Consider the following 21,544-nt stretch of genomic DNA (forward strand, 5'->3'; position numbering starts at 1 on the left):
CGCGATGGTGCCACCGGGGGGTAAGGGTCGCGCGGCCCCACAGCCGCTAAACAGGGAATTGAAACCCTTGAACAACAATCGTGGTAACAACAATCGTCGGCGCGGCCGTGGCAATCGTCAGGGCGGTGGTGGCGGCGGCCAGCAACTCAACCGGATCGACAGCCGCGCCCGTGGCAATGCGCCGCAGCTGCTTGAGAAGTACCGCAAGCTGGCGCAGGACGCGCACATGAACGGCGACCGGGTGCAGGCGGAATACTACCTGCAGTTTGCTGACCACTATTTTCGCGTGATCGCCGACCAGCGCCAGCGCCAGGAAGAGCAGCGCCGCCCGCGTGACGAACGCTGGCAGGAAGGCGCCGATGGCGAGCGCGAGGAAACCGATGACGCCGGCGATTTCAGCGCCGAAAGCGATTTCCCGAGCTTTGACCAGCCGGTCTACACCCGCCGTGAGCGTGAAGACCGCCCCCGCCGCGAAGAGCGCGAGGACGAGAGTCCGCGCAGCGATGACGAGGGCGGTGAAGGCCGCGCTACCGGCAACCCTTATGAGCCGGCGGAGAACCCCTTCGTTCGCGGCAATCGCGAAGAGCGGGCACCGCGCGAGGAGCGTGGCACCCGTGGTCTGCGCCCCCGCCGCGATGATCGCCGTCCACGCCGTGACGAGCGTGACAGCCAAGGCGAGTCGGGTGGGCTTGACCCCTCGCTCCTGCCTCCGGCGATCGGCAATCGTGACGAAGCTCCGGCTGCCGATGCGGGATCGGATGAAGCGGCCAAGCCGCGCCGCAAGCCGGTTCGTCGCAAGCCATCGGCCGATGGTGCGGACGAAACCCTGGCCTCCGCCGAGTGATCCAGACCAGGCTCTAGCTTGCACCGCTGGCTGGACCTTGCCCTGAACCATCCACGCAAGGCCGCGCTGGCCCTGGGGGCGCTTGCCACCACCGGGTTCCAGCCGCTGGGCCTGTGGCCGTTTACCCTGTTGGCGGTAGCCGGACTGTGCGCGCTGGTTGCCCGCGCGCCAAGCTGGAAGCAGGCGGGGCTTGTCGGCTGGTGTTTCGGTGTTGGCCACTTCAGCCTGGGCAACAACTGGATCGCCACGGCCTTCACCTATCAGGCCAATATGCCGGCCTGGCTCGGCTGGGTAGCGGTGGTTCTGCTTTCGCTTTACCTGGCGGTCTATCCGGCGCTGGCGGCGCTGACCGGATGGCTGGCGCGGCGGTCAGTGCCGGGTTTGGTTCTGGCCCTCGCTGGCGGCTGGATCGTCAGCGAATGGCTGCGTGCCTGGGTCTTCACCGGTTTTGCCTGGAACCCGCTGGGTGTCGCGGCGCTGGGCGGGTTTGATCGCCCGGGGCTGGCCCTGTTGCTGCCGTGGCTGGGGACCTATGCCCTCTCTGGGCTGGTGGTCGTGCTTGCGGGGTGCTGGTGGGGCGCCATGGCCCGCGGCAAACGTGATCTTTGCGGGGTCGCACTGCTCCTGGTCCCCGTGCTGGCGCTGCTCCTGCCGCAATTGGCCGTGCCACAGCAGGACCTTACCGCGCGCCGCTACACTCTGGTCCAGCCCGATATCCGGCAGGACGTGCTCAACGATCCGGCCTGGTTTGAATGGCAGTTCCAGCGCCTGGCCGCGCTATCGCGCGGGCAGGGGGAGCGGCTGGTGCTCTGGCCGGAATCGGGGGTGCCGGACTATCTGCGTGGTGGGTATCCTGAGCGGTACTATCTCGACACCTTCGGCGCCGATCCCGCCGTGGCCCGCCGCCGGCTGGGTCTTACTGTCGGACCCGGCGGCATGCTGCTGACCGGTACGGTTGATCTGGAAATTGCTGGCGGCCGCGTGGCTGGTGCACGCAATGCGGTGACCGCGCTCGATCATAGCGGCACGATCCGTGCCGGTTATGCCAAGGCGCACCTGGTGCCCTATGGCGAATATCTTGCGCTGCGCTGGCTGCTTGCGCCGCTGGGTGTTGAGCGGCTGGTGCCGGGCGGTATCGATTTCTGGCCCGGCCCGGGCCCGCGGACACTGGACCTTGGCCAGCATGGGCGGGCCGGGATCCAGATTTGCTATGAGATCATCTTCTCTGGCCAGGTCGTTGATCCGGCCAGTCGTCCGGATTTCCTGTTCAACCCGTCCAATGATGGCTGGTTCGGCGCCTGGGGCCCGCCCCAGCATCTGGCCCAGGCGCGGCTGCGCGCAATCGAGGAGGGACTGCCGGTCCTGCGTTCGACAACTACAGGTATTTCTGCGGTAATCGACGGGCGCGGAGTGGTTCGTCAGCATGTCCCACGGCTGGTCCCCGGGCGGCTCGATGGACAGGTGCCAGCGGCGCTTGCGCCAACCATGTTCTCTCGACTTGGCAATATGTTGCCGCTTGGCTGGGCGATACTTCTTCTTGTCGCAGGAGTGGTTGCCAGCCGCCGCCGAAGGAGCTAAAGAGGGGATATAAAGATTTCTTTATATCGAGGACGCGATGCGCACCGACTACCTCTTCACCTCCGAAAGCGTTTCCGAAGGTCATCCGGACAAGGTGGCAGACCAGATCTCGGATTCGATTGTCGACCTGTTCCTCGCGAAAGACCCGGAAGCGCGCATCGCCTGTGAAACGCTGACCACCACCCAGCTGGTCGTGCTGGCGGGCGAAATCCGCTGCAAGGGTGTTTACGAGAACGGCGAATGGGCCCCCGGCGCCAAGGAAGAGATCGAGGCGACCGTGCGTCAGACGGTCAAGCGCATCGGCTATGCCCAGGATGGCTTCCACTGGGAGAAGTTCGAATTCATCAACCGCCTGCACGGCCAATCGGCCCACATCGCGCAGGGCGTCGACGCCAATGCCAACAAGGACGAAGGCGCGGGCGACCAGGGCATCATGTTCGGTTACGCCACCGATGAAACGCCCGACCTGATGCCGGCCACGCTTTATTACAGCCACAAGATCCTGGAAAAAATGGCGGCGGACCGCCATTCGGGCGCCGCGCCTTTCCTTGAGCCGGACGCCAAGAGCCAGGTGACTCTGCGCTATGAAGGCAGCCTGCCGGTTGCGGCGACCGCCGTGGTCGTTTCGACCCAGCACGCCCCCGGCTATGACGAGGGCGAAAAGGAAGCCGAGCTTCACGCCTATGTGAAGCGGGTGATCGCCGAGGTGATCCCGCCCGTGCTGCTGCGCGAAACCGAATACTTCATCAACCCGACCGGCAGCTTTGAAATCGGCGGCCCCGATGGCGATGCCGGGATTACCGGGCGCAAGATCATTGTCGATACCTATGGCGGTGCGGCCCCGCACGGCGGCGGCGCCTTTTCGGGCAAGGACCCAACCAAGGTTGACCGTTCGGCCGCCTATATCACCCGCTATCTGGCCAAGAATGTCGTTGCCGCGGGCCTGGCCACGCGCTGCACGATCCAGCTGGCCTATGCGATCGGCGTGTCAAAGCCGCTGTCGCTTTATGTCGATACGCATGAAACCGGCACCGTAGGCGATGACAAGATCGAAGACGCGATCCTGAACCTGCCCAAGCTGGGCGGGCTGACCCCGCGCGCGATCCGCACCCACCTTGGCCTCAACAAGCCGATCTACAAACCAACAGCGGCCTATGGTCACTTCGGGCGCAAGGCCCATGGCGATTTCTTCCCGTGGGAGCGCACCGATCTGGTCGATGACCTGAAGGCAGCGCTGGGCTGAGCCTGCGATGATCCAAGGTCGGCTTAAAGCGATCGTCATCGCTGCGTTGGTGGGCGGCCTAACGACAGCTAGTGCGGCTGCGCCATCGAATCCTGGCTTGGCGACGTCGGCCGCCCGGTCGGTCCTCATTCGATCCCCGGAGCCCATTCCGCATCGCGACGGGCGGGCGCGGGTGTTCCTCGGTGGCAGCATCGATATGGGCAGCAGCGCTGATTGGCAGTCAGACCTGGCAAAGGCACTGCAGGATCAGCCTGTCACCCTGCTCAATCCGCGCCGGGCTGACTGGAACCTCGCTTGGCGACCGGTTGCCAGCGAACCGGAATTCCGAAAACAAGTTGATTGGGAGTTGGCCGCGCTCGAACAAGCCGATGTCATCGTGATGTACCTGGCTCCGGGTAGCCAGAGCCCTGTCAGCCTGCTCGAACTGGGATTGCATGCCAAAAGCGGCAAGATCGTGCTGCTGTGCCCAGAAGGATTTTGGCGGAAAGGGAATGTTGATATCACTGCCGCACGCTACAAAATTGAGCAGGTCAACACCTTTGAAGAGTTGATTTCAGCCGTCAGACGGCGGGTAATGAAGGCTCGCGGACGATAGTTGCGTTGGCGGTTATTGCCGATAGTCTGCGGTAATCACCCCGGCGGCGGCAAGCTCCGCTTCGTGCATTTCCTCGCGCCATTCCTCGGCCAGGGCCTGTTCTTCCCAATCGCGCATGGCCGGATGGGCCAGAACGTGATCGACCCAGGCCTGTCCTTTCCCGACGTCCAGGCCATAGGTGCGCACGCGGAAGGCGACCGGGGCAAAGAATGCGTCGACGGCGGTAAAGGCAGGGCCGGCCAGCCATGGCCCGCCGAACTGGGCCAGGCCGTGCTCGAAAATCTCGCGCACACGCGTGATATTGCGCTGCAGCCCCTCGCTCATTGGCTTGGGGGTCACCCGCACCCCCACGTTCATCGTGCAGTCGTTGCGCAGGTGGCCAAAGCCGCCGTGCATTTCGCAGACCGCACCCATGGCAAAGATCCGCGCTTCGGGATCGGCTGGCCATACGCCTTCGTGCCGGTCGGCGAGGTATAGCGTGATGCCCAGCGAATCCGGCACCTTGCGCGCGCCGTCGATCAGCAGCGGCACCTGGCCGGTGGGAGAGAACTGGCGAAAGTCCTCATAATTGTCCGGCTTGGTGAAAGGCTCGAAGCGTTCGGCAAAGGGAATGCCCAAGGCCTTCATCAGCAGCCAGGGGCGCAGGCTCCAGCTGGAATAGTTCCGGTTGGCGGTGATCAGGGTGTAGCTCATGGTCAGCAGCCTAGGCGGGAGCGGTGCCTTCCGGCAAGCCATCCGTTTCATCCGGCCAATGTTCCATCCGCGCCCGGCGCATATCGAGGAACAGTGCGGGCAGCTTGTAGAGCATCAGCACCTTGTGGATGCACCAATCGGCCATCCGTTCATTCCACCGGGCCGTGGCGCGGCCATGACGGTTTAGCCAACGCTGATAGGGCAGGAAATGATCCGGCTCGTCGCGGTGGACGATCTCAAAGATCCTCTTCATCACTGGATCGGACATGATCAGCCGGTTCTTGAGGATGATCTCCACCTGCTTGAGCCCGCGCTGCTCGGTCAGCATGATGATCCGGCACAGCCGTTCGAATTCCTGCGGCTGGGTCACGATGCGGTGGGTGTCCAGGTCTTCGATCCGGCAGCGGAACACCCACTGGATGAAGCGATCAATATGGCCGACACCGGAATCGACCTCCAGCGGCATTCGCCCCTGCCGTTCAAACCAGCGGCGGAACATGACGTAATGCGTGCGCTCGTCGGCGCGGTGCTTGGCGATCTCGGCCTGGAAGGCCTGATCATCGGGGCAGCGCACGCGCACGGCCTCGAGCACGCGGTCAAGCGAGGTGTAACCGCGGTGCTCATTATAGAGATAGATCGACGCCAGGACGTCAAAATAGCGGGTGCGAAGGGTTGAGGCGATCCCCACTTAACCCAGCATCGAATTGAGTTCGCCGATCGCCTCGACAAACTCTTCGCGGAAGTCTTGCACCACGCCCTTGGCGCTACGCACCTGGTCGACCAGCCCCACGCCCTGGCCAACGAAATAGCTGACCAGTTCGCGCGCGGCTGCGTTGCCATTGACCACCGACTTCTCGATCCGCTGGAAGGCGGGTTCGGAAACCATGCCCATCAGCGGCATGGGCAGCGGGCCGGGGCCCTGGGCATTGTCCCATGCCTCGTGCCAGGCGGTCTTGAGCTGGCGGGCGGGTTTGCCGGTGCGGCTGCGGCTGCGCACGGTATCGCGGCTGCGCGCGGCAACCATCTTTTCGCGGAAGGCTTCGCTGGTTTCGCTTTCGGTCGTGGCCAGCCAGACCGAGCCGGTCCAGGCTCCTTGCGCGCCGGCCGCCATCATCCCGGCCATCTGTGCGCCGGTCATGATGCCGCCTGCCGCAAGGACGGGAATGTCATGCCCTGCACCCTTCAGCGCGCGGACCACTTCGGGGATCAGCACCAGGGTTGAAACCTCACCGCAATGGCCGCCCGCCTCGGTTCCCTGGGCAACGATGATGTCGACCCCGGCCGCCGCCTGGCGCAGCGCGTGTTCCTTGGCGCCGACCAGCGCCGCCACTGGCACGCCGCGCTTCTTGCCCTCTTCGATCATCCGGGGCGGGGCGATGCCCAGGGCATTGGCGATCAATTTGATCGGGTGGCGGAAGGCAACGTCCATCTGGGCATAGCCGTTTTCTGGGGTGATCCCGGCGCGGCCTTCATATTTGACGACCTCGTCGGGCGAAACGTCAACCCCGTACTGCCCCAGCAGTTCCGCCGTGAACTGGCGGTGCTGTTGGGAAATGGCGGCCGCGCGCTGTTCGTTATCCTGGAATTCGGCAACGCGGGGATCGACGATTTCGGGCACCAGCACATCAACGCCATAGGGGGCGCCATCGATATGGGCGTCGATCCAGGCCAGCTCTTCCTCAAGTTGGTCCGGGGTGAAGCGGGTTGCGCCGAGCACGCCGAAGCCGCCGGCCCTGCTGACGGCCACCACCACGTCGCGGCAGTGGCTGAAGGCAAACAGGGGGAACTCGCACCCGGTCAGGCGGCAGACGGCGTTGTTCATGATTCTCTCCCTTGACGGGAGCGATCATTACGCGCCGGACGGTCCCTCGCAAGGGCCATTAATCGATCGATTAAATCCAATACTCCGTCATCGCCGTGCAAGCGGGGACCCATCACCTGCCATTGCAGACGACGCAGCATGGGCGACAATAGGCGATGTGCCCCCGCTTGCGCGGGGGTGACGGCAAGGGTGGGATGCTGCGTTCAGAGCGGCAGGTACTGCGCGGTAGTCTTTTCGGCCACTTCATCCGCCGTTACGCCGGGGGCCAGTTCGATCAGCCTGAACGGCGACTGGTGATCGGGGCGCTGGAAGACGGCAAGGTCAGTAATGATCATGTCGACCACGTTGCGCCCCGTCAGCGGCAGGGTGCATTCGGGGATAAACTTTGGCGTGCCATCCTTGGCGCAGTGTTCCATCACGACGATGATCTTCTTGACCCCGGCGACCAGGTCCATCGCTCCGCCCATGCCCTTGATCATCTTGCCGGGCACCATCCAGTTGGCGATGTCACCCTTGGCTGAGACTTCCATCCCGCCCAGCACGGTCAGGTCAATCTTGCCGCCGCGGATCATCGCGAAGGACTGGGCGCTATCGAAATAGGCCGAGTGCGGCAGCTCGCTGATCGTCTGCTTGCCGGCGTTGATCAGATCGGCATCGACCGCGTCCTCGGTCGGGAAGGGGCCGATGCCCAGCATCCCGTTTTCGCTCTGCAAGGTCACCGTGATCCCGGCGGGGACGTGGTTGGCCACCAGCGTCGGGATGCCGATGCCCAGGTTCACGTAAAAGCCGTCGCGCAATTCCTGCGCGGCGCGGGCGGCCATCTGGTCGCGGCTCCAGCCCTTGGTCAGTCCATCATGCTTGGTCATCAGCCGACATCCGTGCTGCGGGTGGTGCGGAATTCGATCTTCTTGTCATAGGGGCTGCCCACGATCAGCCGCTGGACATAGACCCCCGGCAGGTGGATCGCATCGGCATCAAGCTGGCCCGGCTCGACCAGTTCCTCAACCTCGACCACGCAGACCTTGCCGCAGGTTGCGGCGGGCACGTTGAAATTGCGCGCGGTCTTGCGGAACACGACATTGCCCGTGGTGTCGGCCTTCCAGGCCTTGACCAGTGCCAGATCGGCCACGATCCCGCGTTCAAGGATATACTCCTCACCGTCGAAGACCTTGGCTTCCTTGCCCTCGGCCACCAGCGTGCCGACACCAGTCTTGGTGTAGAAGCCGGGGATGCCGGCCCCGCCGGCGCGCATCCGCTCGGCCAGGGTGCCCTGGGGGCAGAATTCGACTTCCAGTTCACCCGACAGGTACTGGCGCTCGAACTCCTTGTTCTCACCCACGTAGCTGGAAACCATCTTCTTCACCTGCCGCGTGCGCAGCAGCTTGCCGATGCCTTCGTTGTCGATCCCGGCGTTGTTCGAATAGAAGGTCAGGCCGGTGACCGCGCTGTCGCGCACGGCATCGAGCAGGCGCTCGGGGATGCCGCACAGGCCGAACCCGCCACAGGCGATGTGCAGATCGTTCTTGAGCAGACCATCAAGCGCGGCTGCCGCATCAGGATAAAGCTTGTTCATTTCCGCTCTCCGCTGGAAAATCGCCTTATCGCTAAGGACAACGCGCGCCCTGCGCAATTGCAAGCCGCGCCGTCACGGTTGCGTGGAATGCACCGGTCAGGCGATCAGGTTCAGCCCCAGCAGCACGCCCAGATCGGTCAGGGCCTGTTCGCCGCTGGACACCTTGATCGCCGCCATGCCCAGCTGCGCCGCCGGCTTGCAGTTGATCCCCAGGTCATCAAGATAGACGCAGGCCTGCGGGCCGAGCCCAAGATGGTCGCACATCATCTGGTAGATCCGCGGGTCCGGCTTGCGCACCCCTGCCTTGCTGCTTTCGATCACGTGCTCGAAGCGGGCGAAGACCTGTTCATAGGCATCCTTGGCATCGCCGCTGCGGGCCATGCCTGCGCCGTGGCCTGAGGGCACGTTGTTGGTGATGCAGGCCAGGCGGTAACCGGCATCCTTCAGCTGGTCGAGCGCCGATACCATCGCCGGGCGGATCGAACCGGAGAGGACCGCCAGGACCGAGGCACCATCCAGATCATGTCCGGCGGCACGGGCTTCGGCGGCGAACAGCTCATTGAAACCAGCGGCGTCGATTTCGGCGCGCTCGAACAGGGCCCAGGCGTTGCTGTCAGGATTGGTGGCGTTGATCCGCCGCACAAGGTCGCGCGGCAGCCCACGTTCGTCTTCCAGCCGGTTGAACGCTTCAAACGGTGAAGCGGTGATCACGCCGCCGAAATCGAAGATAACCGCCTCGAAACTGCCTGCCATTGTTCTTTCATCCCCGCGCCAAACCTGCGCCATCCAGTGGCCGAAGCCCTCTGCGAGCGCAAGAGTGCCAATTTGACCGGGATCATGGACGGGAAAACACGTGGGGCGTAGCATTGGTCACGAAAGGAGAGGGATTATGCGATCGATTCTTATCCAGGGTGGCCGCGATGTTGGCATGGGGGCGCGGCTTGATACGGCAATGGACCTTGCCCGGTCCCATGGCGGGCACCTGACCGTGCTGGTTGATACGCCGGTCGACAAATACGTTACCGTTGATCCTTATGGCGGCGCCATTCTGGCGCGGGAGGCGCTGGATATGGCGCTGAAGGAAGACGACGCGCTTGCCGCAGCCTTTGGGGAGCGGCTGGCCCGCGATGACGTGCCGTTTGACGTGGCGCAGTCGGAATTGCCGCAGCTTGATGCTTTGGTGCGGAGTGGCGATCTGGCAGATTTGCTGATCGTCTCACGCAGCAGCGGTCTGGCGGGTGATCTTGCGCTGAATGCATCCTGCCCGGTTCTGGCCTTGCCCGATCACGGGACATTGGAGCTGCCCCTTGGCACGGCTTGTATCGCTTGGGACGGTGGCAGCGAAGCTGCGCGCGCGCTCAAGGCGGCGGTGCCATTGCTGATCGGTGCGCGTGAAGTGCGGGTGCTCACTGTTGCCAGTACAAAGGCCACCGGCTTTCCGCCGACAGAGGCGCTGCGCTATCTGGCGCGTCACGGCGTGAAGGCCGAGCTGACCGAATTGCCGGAGGGTCATTCGATCGAGGAGTCCCTGGCGGCAGAAGTGGCACGGGTTGGTGCCAGCCTGCTGGTAATGGGCGCCTATAGCCACAGCCGTTTGCGCGAGTTCCTGTTTGGCGGGGTGACGCGGTTCTTTCTTGAGGAGACCGAAGCGCCACCGCTGTTCATCGCGCACTGATTTTGTTGCGACGCAGCAAGAAACGCACGACGGGCGAGGTGGCGCAACCTGCCATTTGTACCGGGGTCAGTTAAAACTGTAGCATTTCAGCCATATTGCGCAGAATTGAACGTTAGTTGCAAATTGCGCAACACACTTTGCCCTTTTCGCACTTGCACAAAATGCGGCGCTGCACCATTTGGAGCCTGCCTTTCAGGCATCCTCTCCCAAAACTTCCAAAGGCCCGGTCGGCAACGGTCGGGCCTCTCTTTTTTCTGGTGCTCCACCGGCCGGTCGGTCTCGCAGTGGTTCTAAACGGGCCTTGCTCCGCTGCCGCGTCCGCCGCGCAGGGCATATTCCTGCGTGCCGCGGTGAAGTACGTCGTCAACGTCGATTACGGCGGAATTGGCATAGGTAAAGCCCGGGCCCAGCGCGCGGTAGAGCCGGTCAAAATCCCGCTCAACGGTATCATGATAAAGCTCGTCAAAGCTCTCGATCACGAAATAGGTCGGCTGCAGATCGTCGATCACATAGTCGGTGCGCATCACCCGGTCGACATTGAGCATGATCCGGTTTGGGCTTTGCGCCTGTACCGAGAAGACCGTTTCGGTCGGGCCGGAGAGGATGCCGGCGCCATAGGCGCGCAGGCCGCCGGTCTCGAGGATCAGGCCAAACTCAACCGTATACCAATAGAGCGCGCCCAGCGCTTTGAGCCGGTTATAGCGCATCGCCTTCCATCCGGCGCGGCCGTATTCCTGCATGTAATCGGCGAAGACCGGGTCGGTCAGCATCGGCACGTGGCCGAAGACATCGTGGAACACGTCGGGTTCCTGGATGTAGTCAAAGGTCTCGCGCGTGCGGATGAAATTGCCCGCCGGGAAGCGGCGGTTGGCCAGGTGCCAGAAGAACACGTGATCAGGGATCAGCATCGGCACCGGGACCACCGACCAACCCGTCAGGCCGCGCAGTTCCTCTGACAGCCGGGTAAAATCGGGCACCCCACCGCGGCCAAGGTCCAGCCTTTCAAGCCCGGCGAGAAACGCGGTGGCGGCGCGGTCGGGCAGGACCTGCATCTGCCGGGCATAGAGATCATCCCAGATGCGGTGTTCTTCGGCAGTATATTCGCGCTGGGCCGGCTCCAGCCAGTCCTCCCCGACCTGGGCCGGGCGCTGCAAGGGCGCGGTAAACACGCCCGGCCCGGGGTCGGGCAGGCGGGCGAAGTCGGTCTGATCAAGGGCGGTGGTGGTGGACATAGTTACAGATGCAACTTTAGCACCGCGAAAGAATACCTGCAATCGGGCGCCCTTCAACGCGCGCCAGCCTTGACTCTGCGGGCCTTCTGGGCCAATGGCCCGCTCCGTGAAGGGCGGCCCGCGCGGTCGCCCGCTTGGTTTTTGCGGCTTTCGGGCCGAATCGATTAGACAGGACCTACGCCATGGCGAAGCCCGCAACCGTCAAGATCCGGCTGGTTTCCACCGCCGACACCGGCTTCTTCTACGTGACTAAGAAGAACCCGCGCAACACCACCGAAAAGATGGTGTTCAACAAGTATGACCCGGTCGTGCGCAAGCATGTCGAGTTCAAGGAAGCCAAGATCAAGTAAGGTTCACTGGCGGTTCAAGGCTGCGCTGCTACAAGCACGGCCATGAGCTTCAGATTGACCTTCGGATCGCTTGCAGGTGCCGCCGTTTCGGCGGCGCTTGTCGTTTCTGCCCCTGCTCCCGCGCGCGCCGATGACGCGGCCGACCTTGCCAGTGCGGTCGCCGCGCTGCGCGCCATTACCACCATGCGCGCGGACTTTATCCAGGCCGATACCAATGGTCAGCGGGTCGGCGGTGTGTTGACCCTGAAGCGCCCCGGTAAGATCCGTTTCCAGTATGAAAGGGGCGTGCCGATGCTTGTCGTTTCCGACGGCAGCGCGCTGACCTTTGTTGATTACGAGGTCCGCCAGGTTCAGCGCTGGCCGATCAAAAACAGCCCCTTGGGCGCCTTGCTCGACCCCAGTCGTGATGTCGGCAAGTATGGCCGTGTCATACCTACCGGCAGCGACCGCATCGTGAATGTTGTTGTGCGCGATAAGGCGCGCCCGGAATATGGCGCGATCACCTTAGTCTTCACGCGCAAGGCAGGCGCCCCCGGCGGCCTTGAATTGTCGAGCTGGGCTGCGCTTGATTCGCAAAAGCGCCGAACCATCGTCACTCTGTCGAATCAGCAATATGGCATGGCCGTTCCGGATAACACGTTCCGCTATAGCGATCCGCGCTCGACTGTTCGTCGATGAGATTCAACGGCCTGTCGCAGAGCGTGCGGCTGGTGCGACAAATCGCGACCAATCGCTGACGATTGTTCATGGGCCAGCAAGTCGAATAGCCCTAGAACGGTGCCTGACGGCGCGGTTTGAGACGGGTTTCCCCCCTGTTGCCCAAGTCTCCTGTAGGCCGCGCCGTCAAGCGTGACGAACGCACCAAGGAACCCTCGGTCCAATGCCCCCGGACCGAGGGTTTTTGTTTGGGTGGGCGTGGAATGGCCCAGGGCGGGCTGCGAACGGCCACCCGCTGCGCATCCGGTGCTCACGACCAATAAGGTCGCTGCGCGCCGGTTATCGCTGACAGCCATTCTCGCTCCACCCTGAGCCACTCCACACCCACCCAAACCCGCGCCAAGCGCAAGGGGTGTTGCGGCAGCGGGATTCGGCACTAAAGCCTGTGGCATGGTTTCGATTGCTACCTGGAACATCAATTCCGTCCGTCTGCGCGCCGATCAGGTGGTGCGGTTCCTGCAAGAGCAGGGGCCGGACGTGCTGTGCCTGCAAGAGATCAAGTGCGCCGAACAGCTGTTCCCGCACGAAGTGTTCGAGGCGGCTGGCTACACCCACCGGGTGGTGCACGGGCAAAAGGGCTATCACGGCGTCGCCACGGTCAGCCGCATCCCGTTACGGGAAATCGGGCGGCATGACTGGCAGGCCAATGGCGAGGCGCGGCATGTGGGCGTCGAACTGCTTGGCCCCGGGCAGGGCGTGGTGCTGGAAAATGTCTACATTCCCGCCGGGGGTGACATCCCCGACCGCGATCAGAACGCGAAATTTGGCCAGAAGCTTGATTTCCTGGAGCGGATGGCGCGCTGGGCCGAAGCGCTGGACCGGCCGACGCTGATCGTTGGCGATTTCAATATCGCCCCGCTGGAATGCGATGTTTACGACCACAAGGCACTGCTCAAGGTCGTCAGCCACACGCCCGTAGAGATCGAGGCGCTCTATCGCTTCCGCGATGCCCATGGTTGGGTTGACCTGGGCCGCAAGCATATCCCCGCGCCAGAGCGCAACTGGACCTGGTGGTCCTATCGCACCTACTGGCAGGACAAGGATCGCGGCCGCCGGCTCGATCACATGTGGGCCTCGCCTGCTTTGGCGGCCCAATCGGTCAGCCATCGCTTTGTTGAAGAAACGCGCCGCTGGGATCAGCCGAGCGACCACGTGCCGTTGATCACGGAGTTTGCCCTTTGAGAGCGACCCGCCGTGTTGCCCTGGCGCTTGATGCGCTGCGCCACGGCTGGCCGGTTGAGGTCGATGGCGTGCTGCGGCTGCTGCCGGCGGAAACCGGCTTCGCACCTGAGGCGAGCGCCCCGCGGCTGCTAATTTCGGCAGCGCGGGCGGTGACGCTGAAGCTGGCCAACCAGCGCGAAGCTGCCGTTCCCGAAGCGCCGGTGCTGATCCGCGCGGCTGAACCTTTCACGCTCCCCGCGGCGCGGGTGCTGGCCGATCCGGCCGAAGACCTGAACTGGCCGATGAAGGGCCCGTTCATGGCCGAACATCTTGATCATCCGCGCGCGGCTGAAACCGCGCTGTCGCTCGCCCGGCTGGCGGGGATCCTACCGGCCTTCCTGGTCGATCCGGATGGCGCGGGTGAGGCGCAAGCGGTCTCTTCAGGCGATCTGGCCGAGTTTTCCGATCCCCGCCACCTGGCCATCGCCACCCGTGCCCGCCTGCCGGTTGCCGCGGCCGAGGATGCCGAGATTGTCGCCTTCCGTTCAGCCGATGACCTGCGCGAACATGTTGCGCTGGTGATCGGCCAACAAAATTCGGACCGTCCGCCGCTGGTTCGGCTCCATTCCGAATGCCTGACCGGCGATATTCTTGGCAGCCTGAAGTGCGATTGCGGCCCGCAGCTTGATGCTGCGCTGCGCGCCATGGCCGATGAGGCCAGAACTGGCGGCTGGGGAGTGCTGCTGTACCTGCGCCAGGAAGGACGGGGGATTGGCCTGGTCAACAAGCTGCGCGCCTATCAGTTGCAAGACCAGGGCTTTGACACGGTCGATGCCAACAACCGGCTTGGCCTGCCAACCGAGGCGCGCGATTTCCCCGTGGCCGCGCGGATGCTGCACCTGCTGGGGGTCGGCCCGATCCGGTTGATGACCAACAACCCGGCCAAGGTTGAGGCGCTGTCCGCCGCCGGGGTGACCGTGGCCGAGCGCGTGCCGCACCAGTTGCCGCCCAACCCGCATAACGCCCGCTATCTTGATACTAAGCGCGACCGGACGGGACACCTGCTCTAGCGACGGTCGCTGCGCTTGATGCCGGCGGCCAGCCGGTTCGCGCCGATTTGCACAGGATCATCGGTCCAGTTGGCAACGAAGGTACTGGTGCGGCTCACACCGGGGGCAAAGCGGGCGTCGTTGCCATCGATCACCAGCCCGGCCGAGCTATACTGCCGTCCTTCCGGCGCGATGGTGATGAAGGCGGACCAGTTTTCCTTGTCCTGCCCCTGAACGAACCAGTTGCCTGCAATCCGGCCCGATGCGCCGCCGGGCAGATCGATCATGTAATTGGTGCCGCGCCCGGCCGAATCGTCGAAGCTGTTGCCAACAATCTCGACCGCGCGGCTGCGGCTCTTGGCATAGTGCCCGCCGCGGCCCTGTTCGAACCGGCTGTGGGTGATCGAGACCGAGCCATAGTCCCCGATATAGACCGAGTGGGCACAGCCGCCGGGTCCTTCGCAGGTGCCCAGGCGGGTGAAGGTCGACCTGTCGATCGAGATGCGTGATTTCGTGTCGATCCCGCCAAGGATGCCCTGCTGGCTGTCGCGGAACCAGGACTGCGAGACTTCGAGGTTGCCGAGCTCGATCCGGATGCCGACGCCGTTGAAATCGTCGACCTTGATGTTGGTGAAGACCAGGCCTTCGACCCGGGCATTGGTGCCGCGCAGCACCAATGCGCCCTTACCTTCGCAGGCGACGCCATCGAAAATGGCCTGGCCCGGGGTCTCGGCCCGATAGGTCACCGAACCGGCGGTCTGCACCGCGCAATCGGCGTGGCGGCCATTGGCAATCAGGATCGTGCCGGTGGTGTTGCCGATCGCCTGCACGGCCTCCTGCAGCCGGCCGAAGCGTTGCCCGGTTTCGAGCACAGTGTAGGGCGCATTGTCTTGCGCGCTGGCGAGGGAGACCGGCAGTGCCAGACTGGCGCAGGCCGAAAGAGCGATGATCAGGCGGGCGTTCTTGTCCATCCCTGCGTTATAGGCCGCGCCGGGTTAACGCCATGCAAAGAAGGGCTATTTGCGCTTGCCCCAGCGCCACTTCCATCCGCCATCGGTGCGTTTGTGAACCAGGGTCATGAAGGTGGCGGTTGCCGCAACGAACAGCCCAAAGCCCATCACCCTGACCCGGCTATCGTGCTGGTGATCAAGCCAGCCGACCACGGCGAGGATCGCCAGATAGCCGGCCATCAGCGCCCAGCCTTGCCAGGCGATTGGCCAGCCCGCGCCATAGCCAAAGCGCTTGGCGGCGAACCAGGGCCGGGGTTCATCCATCGCACTTCTCCTTCGGGGGGCGGCCGCGCCGGGCTGGCTCGGCCGCGGCAACCTTGATCCCGCGCCGGCCCAGCGCCTCGCGCAGCAGGACTTCGATCTCGGCATTGACCGAGCGCAAGTCACTGGCCGCAGCCCGTTCCAGCGCGGTGAACAGCGCCGGATCGAGCCGCAGCGGAAAGGCTTTCTTGGCAGGCGGCGCCATCGTTCAGGTCACTGATACAGCGTGCCCGTGTTGACCACCGGCTGGGTATCCCGCTCACCGCAGAGCACGACCATCAGGTTCGAAACCATCGCGGCCTTGCGTTCGTCGTCGAGGTGGACGACGCCCTTGTCGCTCAGCTGCTGCAGCGCCATTTCGACCATGGTCACCGCCCCTTCGACCAGCTTGGTCCGCGCCGCGATCACGGCTTCGGCCTGCTGGCGGCGCAGCATCGCCCCGGCGATTTCCTGGGCATAGGCGAGGTGCGTGAAGCCGCATTCGTCCACGGTGATCCCGGCCATGGTCAGCCGCGCGATCAGTTCCTTGCGCAGTTCCACGCCGACTTCATCATGATTGCCGCGCAGGGTGATCTCGGCATGGGCGAAATCGTCATAGGGATAGCGCGAGCCGATCGTGCGGACTGCCGCCTCGATCTGGACCATCACGAAAGCCTTGTAATCGTCGACATCATAGAGCGCCTGGGCGGTATCGACCACACGCCAGACCACCTGGGCGGCCATCTCGATCGGGTTGCCGCGCAGGTCGTTGACCTTGATCTTGTCGGAAACCAGGTTGTTCGCCCGGACCGAAATCTTGGTCTTGCCCATCCACGGCCAGACCCAGCGGAGCCCGTGATTGCGATCAGTGCCACGATAGGCGCCAAACAGTGTGATCGCCGCCGCTTGATTGGGCTGAACCATGTAAAAGCCGCTGGCGAGGACGACCAAAACGATTGCCGCGAGGCCGGTCGAGACGACGAAGCCGAAGATCTCGCTATCATCGGGCTGGCTGCCAGCAAAATTGACGATCCTGAAGATCGTCAGGCTCAGCAGCACGAGGAAGGCGACCAGGATAAGGTAACCGCTGGTGCTCCAGGCGCGCGTTTCGCGGCTGACGGCCATTGGTGTGTGCGTATCGGACATTGGTTTTGACCCTTTAAAAATGATATCATATTAATATCGAAATTGAGCGTGTCGTCAAGAGGCCGGTACGGACTTTGTGCGGGGGACTTGAAATGCGAGCGAATCGGTCTTAAAAACATTTCTGCGGGACCGGGCCCCTCTGGCGCGGCGCACTGGCACCATCCCCCCTTCCCAGCCAGGGCGCAACGTGATGTCGGACCGCATCGGATGACGCCGATGCCTAGGGTCCGGACACTTGTCCCCCCATCCCAAGGATCCAGGCCCAAGGCTCGGCGCATCCGATCGAACCACAACCGTTCGATTAGGGAGCTATTGCCATGTCCGATCGTGTGTTCCGTTTGATGGAGCGCCACCAGAAGCTTGATGAGGCCCTGCGCCTGGCGCAGCGCCGCCGCCTGGCCGATCCGTTCGTGATCGTCCGGCTGAAGAAGCTCAAACTGGCGATCAAGGACCGGTTGGCGCGCTTGCTGCGCCGTCCGCGCATGTCTGGATAACAGCGACACGACCACACCACCTCCGCGCCGGAGCAGGGTCAGTCCCCTTGTTCCGGCGCGCTTTTGTTTTGCTACAGGGGCACTGATCAATGGAATTCCTCACCGCCGACTGGCTCGGCACGCCGCTCTGGTTCTGGCTGGCCTTTATCGGCATCGTCATCGCGCTGACCGTTTTCGACCTGGGCATCCTGCACAAGGAAGACCGCGAAATGGGCATCGCAGAATCGCTGAAGCTCTCGGTCTTCTACATCGCGATCGCCATGGCGTTCGGCGCCTGGGTCTGGATCGAGAAGGGCGGGGACCTGGGCATGAAGTACTACACCGGGTACTTCATCGAAAAGGCGCTCTCGATCGACAATGTCTTCGTGATCAGCCTGATCTTCACCTTCTTCGCGATCCCGCCGAAGTACCAGTACCGCGCGTTGCTCTGGGGCATCCTGGCGGTGATCGTGCTGCGCGGGCTGATGATCGCGGCGGGTGCGGCGTTGGTGCAGGAAGCCTATTGGGTGCTCTACATCTTCGCGGCCTTCCTGATCTTCACCGGCGTGAAGATGTTCTTCGCCGGGGATCACGATCCCGACGTGTCGAAAAACCCGGTGGTGCGGTGGATTTCCACCCACATGCGGGTCACGCCCAAGCTGCATGACCAGCACTTCTTCGTGAAGGTGCCGGATGAGAAGACCGGCAAGCTGGTCACGGCGGTCACCCCGCTGTTCGTGGCGCTGGTGGTGATCAACCTGGCCGACCTGGTCTTTGCGGTGGATTCGGTGCCGGCGATCTTTGCGATCACGACCGACACCTTCATCGTCTATACCAGCAACATCATGGCGATCCTGGGCCTGCGTGCGCTCTATTTCGCGCTCTCGGCCATGGTGCACCGCTTCTACTACCTGAAGTATGCCCTTGCTGCCGTGCTGGTGTTCATCGGCTCGAAGATCTTCATCTCCGATTTCGTCATGGGCGGAGAGAAGTTCCCGCCAGTGCTGAGCCTGGGCGTGACTGCAGGTCTGATCGCGGCTGGCGTGTTCTACTCGCTGTGGGCAACCCGCCACGGCGAGGACGCCGCGCCGCAGCTGCCGCATGATGAGATCCGGCCGTAATCAGTACCGGCGAATGGTGGCGAGGAACGCCTCGCCATAGGCCGCCAATTTCCGGGACCCGACGCCGCCGACTTCGCCCAACTGGGCGAGGCTGGCGGGTCGGGTCTCGGCCATTTCGCGCAAGGTCGCATCGTGGAAAATGACATAGGGCGGCACACCGGCCTCGGCGGCGAGTGAGCGGCGCAGTTCGCGCAGCGCATCGAACAGCGGATTGCCAACCGGATTGATCGCGCCGCGATCGCGTCGGCCGCCGCGGCCAGTGCGTTCGCGGCGCGGTTGCAGCGCGATCAGCACCGCGGCCTCGCCCTTCAGCACATCGCGCGCATCGCCGCCCAGTGCCAGGCCGCCGTGCTCGGTCGGGACCAGGCTGCCGCGGGCCTGAAGCGCGCGCATCAGCGGTTTGAGCAGCGGTGCTTCATCCGGACCGACGATACCGAAGACCGAAAGCTGGTCATGCCCGCGGGTGAGAACCCGCTCATCCTCCTGCCCCAGCAGCACCTTTTCGACATGGCCAAAGCCATAGGTCTGCCCGGTGCGATAGACGGCAGAGAGCAGCTTGCGCGCCAGTTCGGTCACATCGACGATCCCCGGCGCTTCCAGGCAATTGTCACAATTGCCGCAGGTCTGCGGCGGGTCTTCACCAAAGTGGCGCAGCAGGATTGCGCGGCGACAAGCCCCCGTTTCAACCAGGGCCGCCAAGGCGTCCAGCCGCACGCGTTCGCCGGGCTGGCGGGCTTCCTCCACTTCGGCCACGCGCAGCCGGGCGCGGGCAAAGTCTTCCGCGGCCCACAGCATTAGTGCCACGGCATGATCACCGTCGCGTCCGGCGCGGCCGGTTTCCTGGTAATAACCCTCGATCGACTTGGGAATGCCGGCGTGGGCAACAAACCGCACGTCGGGCTTGTCGATCCCCATGCCAAAGGCAACCGTGGCGACCATCACCATGTCCTCGCTGGCAACAAAGGCCGCCTGGTTGGCGCTGCGGACCTGCGGATCAAGCCCGGCGTGATAGGGCAGAACCTGGCGGCCCGTGGCAGCGGCCAGCTTGTCTGCCAGCTCCTCTACCTTCTTGCGTGTCGGGGCATAGACGATCCCTGGCCCGGGCTGCTCGGCCATCAGCGTTTTCAGCTGCTGGAGCAGGCTGTCGCGGTGGCGGATCGCATAGCGGATATTGGGCCGGTCAAACCCGGCGACAATCAGCCCCTCCTCGCCAATGCCAAGCTGGGTCAGAACATCGGCACGGGTGTGGCGGTCGGCCGTGGCGGTCAACGCGAGGCGCGGCACCTGTGGGAAGGCGTCCATCAAGGGGCGCAGCAGGCGGTAGTCAGGGCGGAAATCGTGGCCCCATTCGGAAACGCAGTGCGCCTCGTCGATCGCGAACAGGCTGAGCGGCGCAGTGGTCAGCATTTCGCGGAAATGCGGCTGGCTGGCGCGCTCGGGCGCAACATACAGCAGGTCGAGCGCGCCGGCGCGGAACCGCTCGATCGTCTCGGCCCGGTCAAGGTCGGCGCTGGTCAGGGTGGCGGCGCGGATGCCGTTGGCGGTGGCGGCGCGCAGCTGGTCATGCATCAGCGCAATCAGCGGGGAGACGACCACGCAGGTCCCCTCCATCATCACCGCCGGCAACTGATAGGTCAGCGATTTGCCCGCACCCGTCGGCATGATCGCCAGAGTCGATTGCCCGCCGAGCACGCGCGCGATCACCTGTTCCTGCACCCCGCGAAAGGCGCTGAACCCGAAGGTGGTGTGGAGCTGGTCAAGGATGGCGTCGCGCGTCACCGACCAGCGCCTAGCCCGGCGGGGCGGGCAGCGGAAGGGCTAGCGGCCTGCTCTCTCCACAACGGCCTCTTCGACGGCGGTAAAGGCCGAACGGCCCTTGGGCGCGTCATCCGCCACAGCGCTGGTGAAAAAGGCGATGCCCTTGCCGGCTTTCGGATCAAGCCACAGGCCCGAGCGCAGCCCATAGGCTTCACCCGAATGTCCAATCCGGGCCCTGCCATCGCCGAACAGGTCATCCTTGCAGCCGGCTCCGCCGTCCCCAATCCGCTGCAGCCCCAGGCCATAGGCGCAGAAGAAGCCATTGCTTTCGCCATACTCGCCAATCCCGCCGCGATTTGGTCCTGACTGCCACTGCGCGCGGGTCAGCTCGCGGAAGGTCCGAGCGGACAGAAACCCCTTGCCGCCCCGTGCCAGCATCTGCCCAACCTTCGCGAGGTCCGTCATCGCGATGCGCAGCCCACCTTGCGGGCCAAACAGCGCGCCGTTCTGGCCGGGTTGATAACGGGTAAGGTCGCACGATCCATCCTGTGCCGGGACAACCGGGCACAGCGGTGGCTGACCCTTCAGGTCATCGCGCGCGACTTCGCCGCTGTCGCGGTAGAGGATTGTGGCGCGGCGAAAGGCCTTTGCCGAACAGCCCGCGCCCCAGTTGAAGCAGGCATCCAGCTTCAGCGGATTGAGAACCAGCCGGCCCATCGCCACGTCAAACCGTTCGCCGGTGACCCGCTCGATCACGCTGGCGGCAACCGGGAAGTTGATATTGCTATAGGCAAACCAGCCCACCTTGGGACCGTGCTGCGCATCCCACATCGCCGGCTCGGCCACCCGTTCGCGCAGGGTCACCCCCAGCGGAATGATATAGCGCTCACCCCCGTCGCGCAGGCTCGACTGGTGGCTCAGCAGCAGGCGCAGGGTGATCGGTTGGTCTGGGAAGGCGGGGTTGCGTAGGCGCCAGCCGAGGTAATCGGAGACATCGCGGTCAAGGTTCAGCTTGCCCTGATCGACCAGCCGCAGCACGCCAAGCGTGGTGACCAGCTTGGAGATCGAGGCGATCCGCACCGGGCTGTCGGCAGTCACCGCACGCCCGGTGGTGCGATCGGCCAGTCCTTCGGCCATAACCGGGCGGATTGCCTGTCGGTCAAACGCGACTGCGACCGTGGCGGGCAGGACCTGCGCCTGAAGCGGCGCGGCAAGGATCAGGCTGGCAAGCAGGGTGAGCAGGCGCATGGCGCTTACCCTACTG

Annotated in this window: 24 protein-coding genes; 11 read left to right on the forward strand and 13 right to left on the reverse strand. The window is 64.0% G+C overall.

The window, feature by feature from the left end; translation table 11 throughout:
• Positions 1 to 67: 67 nt before the first annotated feature.
• Genes RQP55_RS03005 through RQP55_RS03020 form a run of 4 tightly spaced genes read left to right on the forward strand, consistent with a single transcriptional unit; the run spans position 68 to position 4,260 of the window.
• Complete coding sequence (locus RQP55_RS03005; RefSeq protein WP_315608706.1) at positions 68 to 844, forward strand: DUF4167 domain-containing protein; 777 nt, start codon at positions 68 to 70, stop codon at positions 842 to 844.
• Positions 845 to 862: 18 nt separating this feature from the next.
• Positions 863 to 2,422: an apolipoprotein N-acyltransferase gene (gene lnt, locus RQP55_RS03010; RefSeq protein ID WP_315608707.1), complete on the forward strand. Its 1,560-nt coding sequence runs from the start codon at positions 863 to 865 to the stop codon at positions 2,420 to 2,422.
• 37 nt (positions 2,423 to 2,459) lie between these two features.
• On the forward strand, positions 2,460 to 3,665 hold the full coding sequence (metK, locus tag RQP55_RS03015; RefSeq protein WP_315608708.1) for a methionine adenosyltransferase: 1,206 nt from the start codon (positions 2,460 to 2,462) through the stop codon (positions 3,663 to 3,665).
• Positions 3,666 to 3,672: 7 nt separating this feature from the next.
• On the forward strand, positions 3,673 to 4,260 hold the full coding sequence (locus tag RQP55_RS03020) for a nucleoside 2-deoxyribosyltransferase domain-containing protein (RefSeq protein ID WP_315608709.1): 588 nt from the start codon (positions 3,673 to 3,675) through the stop codon (positions 4,258 to 4,260).
• A 12-nt stretch (positions 4,261 to 4,272) separates the two neighbouring features.
• On the opposite strand, the gene RQP55_RS03025 is transcribed toward RQP55_RS03020, so the two are convergent.
• From RQP55_RS03025 to RQP55_RS03050, 6 genes are all read right to left on the reverse strand, one after another.
• Positions 4,273 to 4,953 (reverse strand): glutathione S-transferase family protein, encoded by a 681-nt coding sequence (locus RQP55_RS03025; RefSeq protein WP_315608710.1) that lies wholly within the window; start codon positions 4,951 to 4,953, stop codon positions 4,273 to 4,275.
• A gap of 10 nt (positions 4,954 to 4,963) precedes the next feature.
• Positions 4,964 to 5,641, reverse strand: a complete 678-nt coding sequence (locus RQP55_RS03030) for a ferritin-like domain-containing protein (RefSeq protein WP_315608711.1) — start codon at positions 5,639 to 5,641, stop codon at positions 4,964 to 4,966.
• On the reverse strand, positions 5,642 to 6,775 hold the full coding sequence (locus tag RQP55_RS03035; RefSeq protein WP_315608712.1) for a nitronate monooxygenase: 1,134 nt from the start codon (positions 6,773 to 6,775) through the stop codon (positions 5,642 to 5,644).
• A 203-nt stretch (positions 6,776 to 6,978) separates the two neighbouring features.
• Entirely contained in the window at positions 6,979 to 7,641 is a 663-nt protein-coding gene (locus RQP55_RS03040) for a CoA transferase subunit B (protein WP_315608713.1), read from the reverse strand.
• A complete protein-coding gene (locus tag RQP55_RS03045) occupies positions 7,641 to 8,348 on the reverse strand; it encodes a CoA transferase subunit A (protein ID WP_315608714.1) in 708 nt (235 codons plus the stop codon). The genes RQP55_RS03040 and RQP55_RS03045 overlap by 1 nt, the downstream gene beginning before the upstream one ends.
• 96 nt (positions 8,349 to 8,444) lie before the next feature.
• Complete coding sequence (locus tag RQP55_RS03050) at positions 8,445 to 9,101, reverse strand: HAD-IA family hydrolase (RefSeq protein WP_315608715.1); 657 nt, start codon at positions 9,099 to 9,101, stop codon at positions 8,445 to 8,447.
• Positions 9,102 to 9,237: 136 nt separating this feature from the next.
• Here RQP55_RS03050 and RQP55_RS03055 point away from each other — a divergent pair, with 136 nt between their 5' ends.
• Entirely contained in the window at positions 9,238 to 10,023 is a 786-nt protein-coding gene (locus RQP55_RS03055; RefSeq protein ID WP_315608716.1) for a universal stress protein, read from the forward strand.
• Positions 10,024 to 10,313: 290 nt separating this feature from the next.
• On the opposite strand, the gene phhA is transcribed toward RQP55_RS03055, so the two are convergent.
• Entirely contained in the window at positions 10,314 to 11,255 is a 942-nt protein-coding gene (gene phhA / locus RQP55_RS03060; protein WP_315608717.1) for a phenylalanine 4-monooxygenase, read from the reverse strand.
• 182 nt (positions 11,256 to 11,437) lie between these two features.
• Between phhA and rpmG the strand changes: the two genes are divergently transcribed.
• The 4 genes from rpmG to ribA all read left to right on the forward strand — a co-directional run bounded on the left by rpmG (position 11,438) and on the right by ribA (position 14,553).
• Positions 11,438 to 11,605 carry a 50S ribosomal protein L33 gene (gene rpmG / locus RQP55_RS03065; protein ID WP_008993644.1) on the forward strand — a complete coding sequence of 56 codons (168 nt, stop codon included), beginning with the start codon at positions 11,438 to 11,440 and terminating at the stop codon, positions 11,603 to 11,605.
• A gap of 42 nt (positions 11,606 to 11,647) precedes the next feature.
• Positions 11,648 to 12,283 (forward strand): outer membrane lipoprotein carrier protein LolA, encoded by a 636-nt coding sequence (locus RQP55_RS03070; protein WP_315608718.1) that lies wholly within the window; start codon positions 11,648 to 11,650, stop codon positions 12,281 to 12,283.
• Between the two features lie 429 nt (positions 12,284 to 12,712).
• Positions 12,713 to 13,504: an exodeoxyribonuclease III gene (locus RQP55_RS03075; RefSeq protein ID WP_315608719.1), complete on the forward strand. Its 792-nt coding sequence runs from the start codon at positions 12,713 to 12,715 to the stop codon at positions 13,502 to 13,504.
• The gene (gene ribA, locus RQP55_RS03080) at positions 13,501 to 14,553 is read left to right on the forward strand and encodes a GTP cyclohydrolase II (RefSeq protein ID WP_315608720.1); all 1,053 of its coding nucleotides are present in this window, start codon (positions 13,501 to 13,503) and stop codon (positions 14,551 to 14,553) included. Before RQP55_RS03075 ends, ribA begins: the two co-directional genes overlap by 4 nt.
• Here the strand turns inward: ribA and RQP55_RS03085 are convergent.
• The 4 genes from RQP55_RS03085 to RQP55_RS03100 are packed head-to-tail and all read right to left on the reverse strand — an operon-like array spanning position 14,550 to position 16,928.
• Positions 14,550 to 15,503: a right-handed parallel beta-helix repeat-containing protein gene (locus RQP55_RS03085; protein WP_315608721.1), complete on the reverse strand. Its 954-nt coding sequence runs from the start codon at positions 15,501 to 15,503 to the stop codon at positions 14,550 to 14,552. The two genes, ribA and RQP55_RS03085, sit on opposite strands and share 4 nt — an antisense overlap.
• A gap of 45 nt (positions 15,504 to 15,548) precedes the next feature.
• The gene (locus RQP55_RS03090) at positions 15,549 to 15,806 is read right to left on the reverse strand and encodes a hypothetical protein (protein ID WP_315608722.1); all 258 of its coding nucleotides are present in this window, start codon (positions 15,804 to 15,806) and stop codon (positions 15,549 to 15,551) included.
• Positions 15,799 to 16,008: a toxin-antitoxin system HicB family antitoxin gene (locus RQP55_RS03095; RefSeq protein WP_315608723.1), complete on the reverse strand. Its 210-nt coding sequence runs from the start codon at positions 16,006 to 16,008 to the stop codon at positions 15,799 to 15,801. Before RQP55_RS03095 ends, RQP55_RS03090 begins: the two co-directional genes overlap by 8 nt.
• An 8-nt stretch (positions 16,009 to 16,016) precedes the next feature.
• Complete coding sequence (locus tag RQP55_RS03100; protein WP_315608724.1) at positions 16,017 to 16,928, reverse strand: SPFH domain-containing protein; 912 nt, start codon at positions 16,926 to 16,928, stop codon at positions 16,017 to 16,019.
• Between the two features lie 317 nt (positions 16,929 to 17,245).
• On the opposite strand from RQP55_RS03100, the gene RQP55_RS03105 reads away from it, so the two are divergent.
• Together RQP55_RS03105 and RQP55_RS03110 are read left to right on the forward strand one after the other, a co-directional pair.
• Positions 17,246 to 17,422 (forward strand): YdcH family protein, encoded by a 177-nt coding sequence (locus RQP55_RS03105; protein ID WP_315608725.1) that lies wholly within the window; start codon positions 17,246 to 17,248, stop codon positions 17,420 to 17,422.
• An 89-nt stretch (positions 17,423 to 17,511) separates the two neighbouring features.
• A complete protein-coding gene (locus RQP55_RS03110) occupies positions 17,512 to 18,522 on the forward strand; it encodes a TerC family protein (RefSeq protein WP_315608726.1) in 1,011 nt (336 codons plus the stop codon).
• Here RQP55_RS03110 and recQ read toward each other — a convergent pair whose 3' ends face one another.
• Together recQ and RQP55_RS03120 are read right to left on the reverse strand one after the other, a co-directional pair.
• Positions 18,523 to 20,301, reverse strand: coding sequence for a DNA helicase RecQ (recQ, locus tag RQP55_RS03115; RefSeq protein WP_315608727.1), 1,779 nt, complete (start codon positions 20,299 to 20,301; stop codon positions 18,523 to 18,525).
• Positions 20,302 to 20,340: 39 nt separating this feature from the next.
• Positions 20,341 to 21,528, reverse strand: a complete 1,188-nt coding sequence (locus RQP55_RS03120; RefSeq protein WP_315608728.1) for a serine hydrolase domain-containing protein — start codon at positions 21,526 to 21,528, stop codon at positions 20,341 to 20,343.
• Between the last annotated feature and the right edge of the window lie 16 nt (positions 21,529 to 21,544).

The organism is Novosphingobium sp. APW14, assembly GCF_032337075.1.
Taxonomy (GTDB): Bacteria; Pseudomonadota; Alphaproteobacteria; order Sphingomonadales; family Sphingomonadaceae; genus Novosphingobium.

Bases quoted from the DNA above. Each gene is read 5' to 3' on its own strand.
- RQP55_RS03025 (WP_315608710.1), bottom strand. From the start codon at position 4,953: ATGAGCTACACCCTGATCACCGCCAACCGGAACTATTCCAGCTGGAGC.
- RQP55_RS03110 (WP_315608726.1), top strand. From the start codon at position 17,512: ATGGAATTCCTCACCGCCGACTGGCTCGGCACGCCGCTCTGGTTCTGG.
- RQP55_RS03045 (WP_315608714.1), bottom strand. From the start codon at position 8,348: ATGAACAAGCTTTATCCTGATGCGGCAGCCGCGCTTGATGGTCTGCTC.
- RQP55_RS03090 (WP_315608722.1), bottom strand. From the start codon at position 15,806: ATGGATGAACCCCGGCCCTGGTTCGCCGCCAAGCGCTTTGGCTATGGC.
- RQP55_RS03070 (WP_315608718.1), top strand. From the start codon at position 11,648: ATGAGCTTCAGATTGACCTTCGGATCGCTTGCAGGTGCCGCCGTTTCG.
- RQP55_RS03040 (WP_315608713.1), bottom strand. From the start codon at position 7,641: ATGACCAAGCATGATGGACTGACCAAGGGCTGGAGCCGCGACCAGATG.
- metK (WP_315608708.1), top strand. From the start codon at position 2,460: ATGCGCACCGACTACCTCTTCACCTCCGAAAGCGTTTCCGAAGGTCAT.
- RQP55_RS03055 (WP_315608716.1), top strand. From the start codon at position 9,238: ATGCGATCGATTCTTATCCAGGGTGGCCGCGATGTTGGCATGGGGGCG.
- RQP55_RS03120 (WP_315608728.1), bottom strand. From the start codon at position 21,528: ATGCGCCTGCTCACCCTGCTTGCCAGCCTGATCCTTGCCGCGCCGCTT.
- RQP55_RS03085 (WP_315608721.1), bottom strand. From the start codon at position 15,503: ATGGACAAGAACGCCCGCCTGATCATCGCTCTTTCGGCCTGCGCCAGT.
- RQP55_RS03035 (WP_315608712.1), bottom strand. From the start codon at position 6,775: ATGAACAACGCCGTCTGCCGCCTGACCGGGTGCGAGTTCCCCCTGTTT.
- RQP55_RS03100 (WP_315608724.1), bottom strand. From the start codon at position 16,928: ATGTCCGATACGCACACACCAATGGCCGTCAGCCGCGAAACGCGCGCC.
- RQP55_RS03105 (WP_315608725.1), top strand. From the start codon at position 17,246: ATGTCCGATCGTGTGTTCCGTTTGATGGAGCGCCACCAGAAGCTTGAT.
- phhA (WP_315608717.1), bottom strand. From the start codon at position 11,255: ATGTCCACCACCACCGCCCTTGATCAGACCGACTTCGCCCGCCTGCCC.
- RQP55_RS03020 (WP_315608709.1), top strand. From the start codon at position 3,673: ATGATCCAAGGTCGGCTTAAAGCGATCGTCATCGCTGCGTTGGTGGGC.
- rpmG (WP_008993644.1), top strand. From the start codon at position 11,438: ATGGCGAAGCCCGCAACCGTCAAGATCCGGCTGGTTTCCACCGCCGAC.
- RQP55_RS03075 (WP_315608719.1), top strand. From the start codon at position 12,713: ATGGTTTCGATTGCTACCTGGAACATCAATTCCGTCCGTCTGCGCGCC.
- RQP55_RS03095 (WP_315608723.1), bottom strand. From the start codon at position 16,008: ATGGCGCCGCCTGCCAAGAAAGCCTTTCCGCTGCGGCTCGATCCGGCG.
- RQP55_RS03050 (WP_315608715.1), bottom strand. From the start codon at position 9,101: ATGGCAGGCAGTTTCGAGGCGGTTATCTTCGATTTCGGCGGCGTGATC.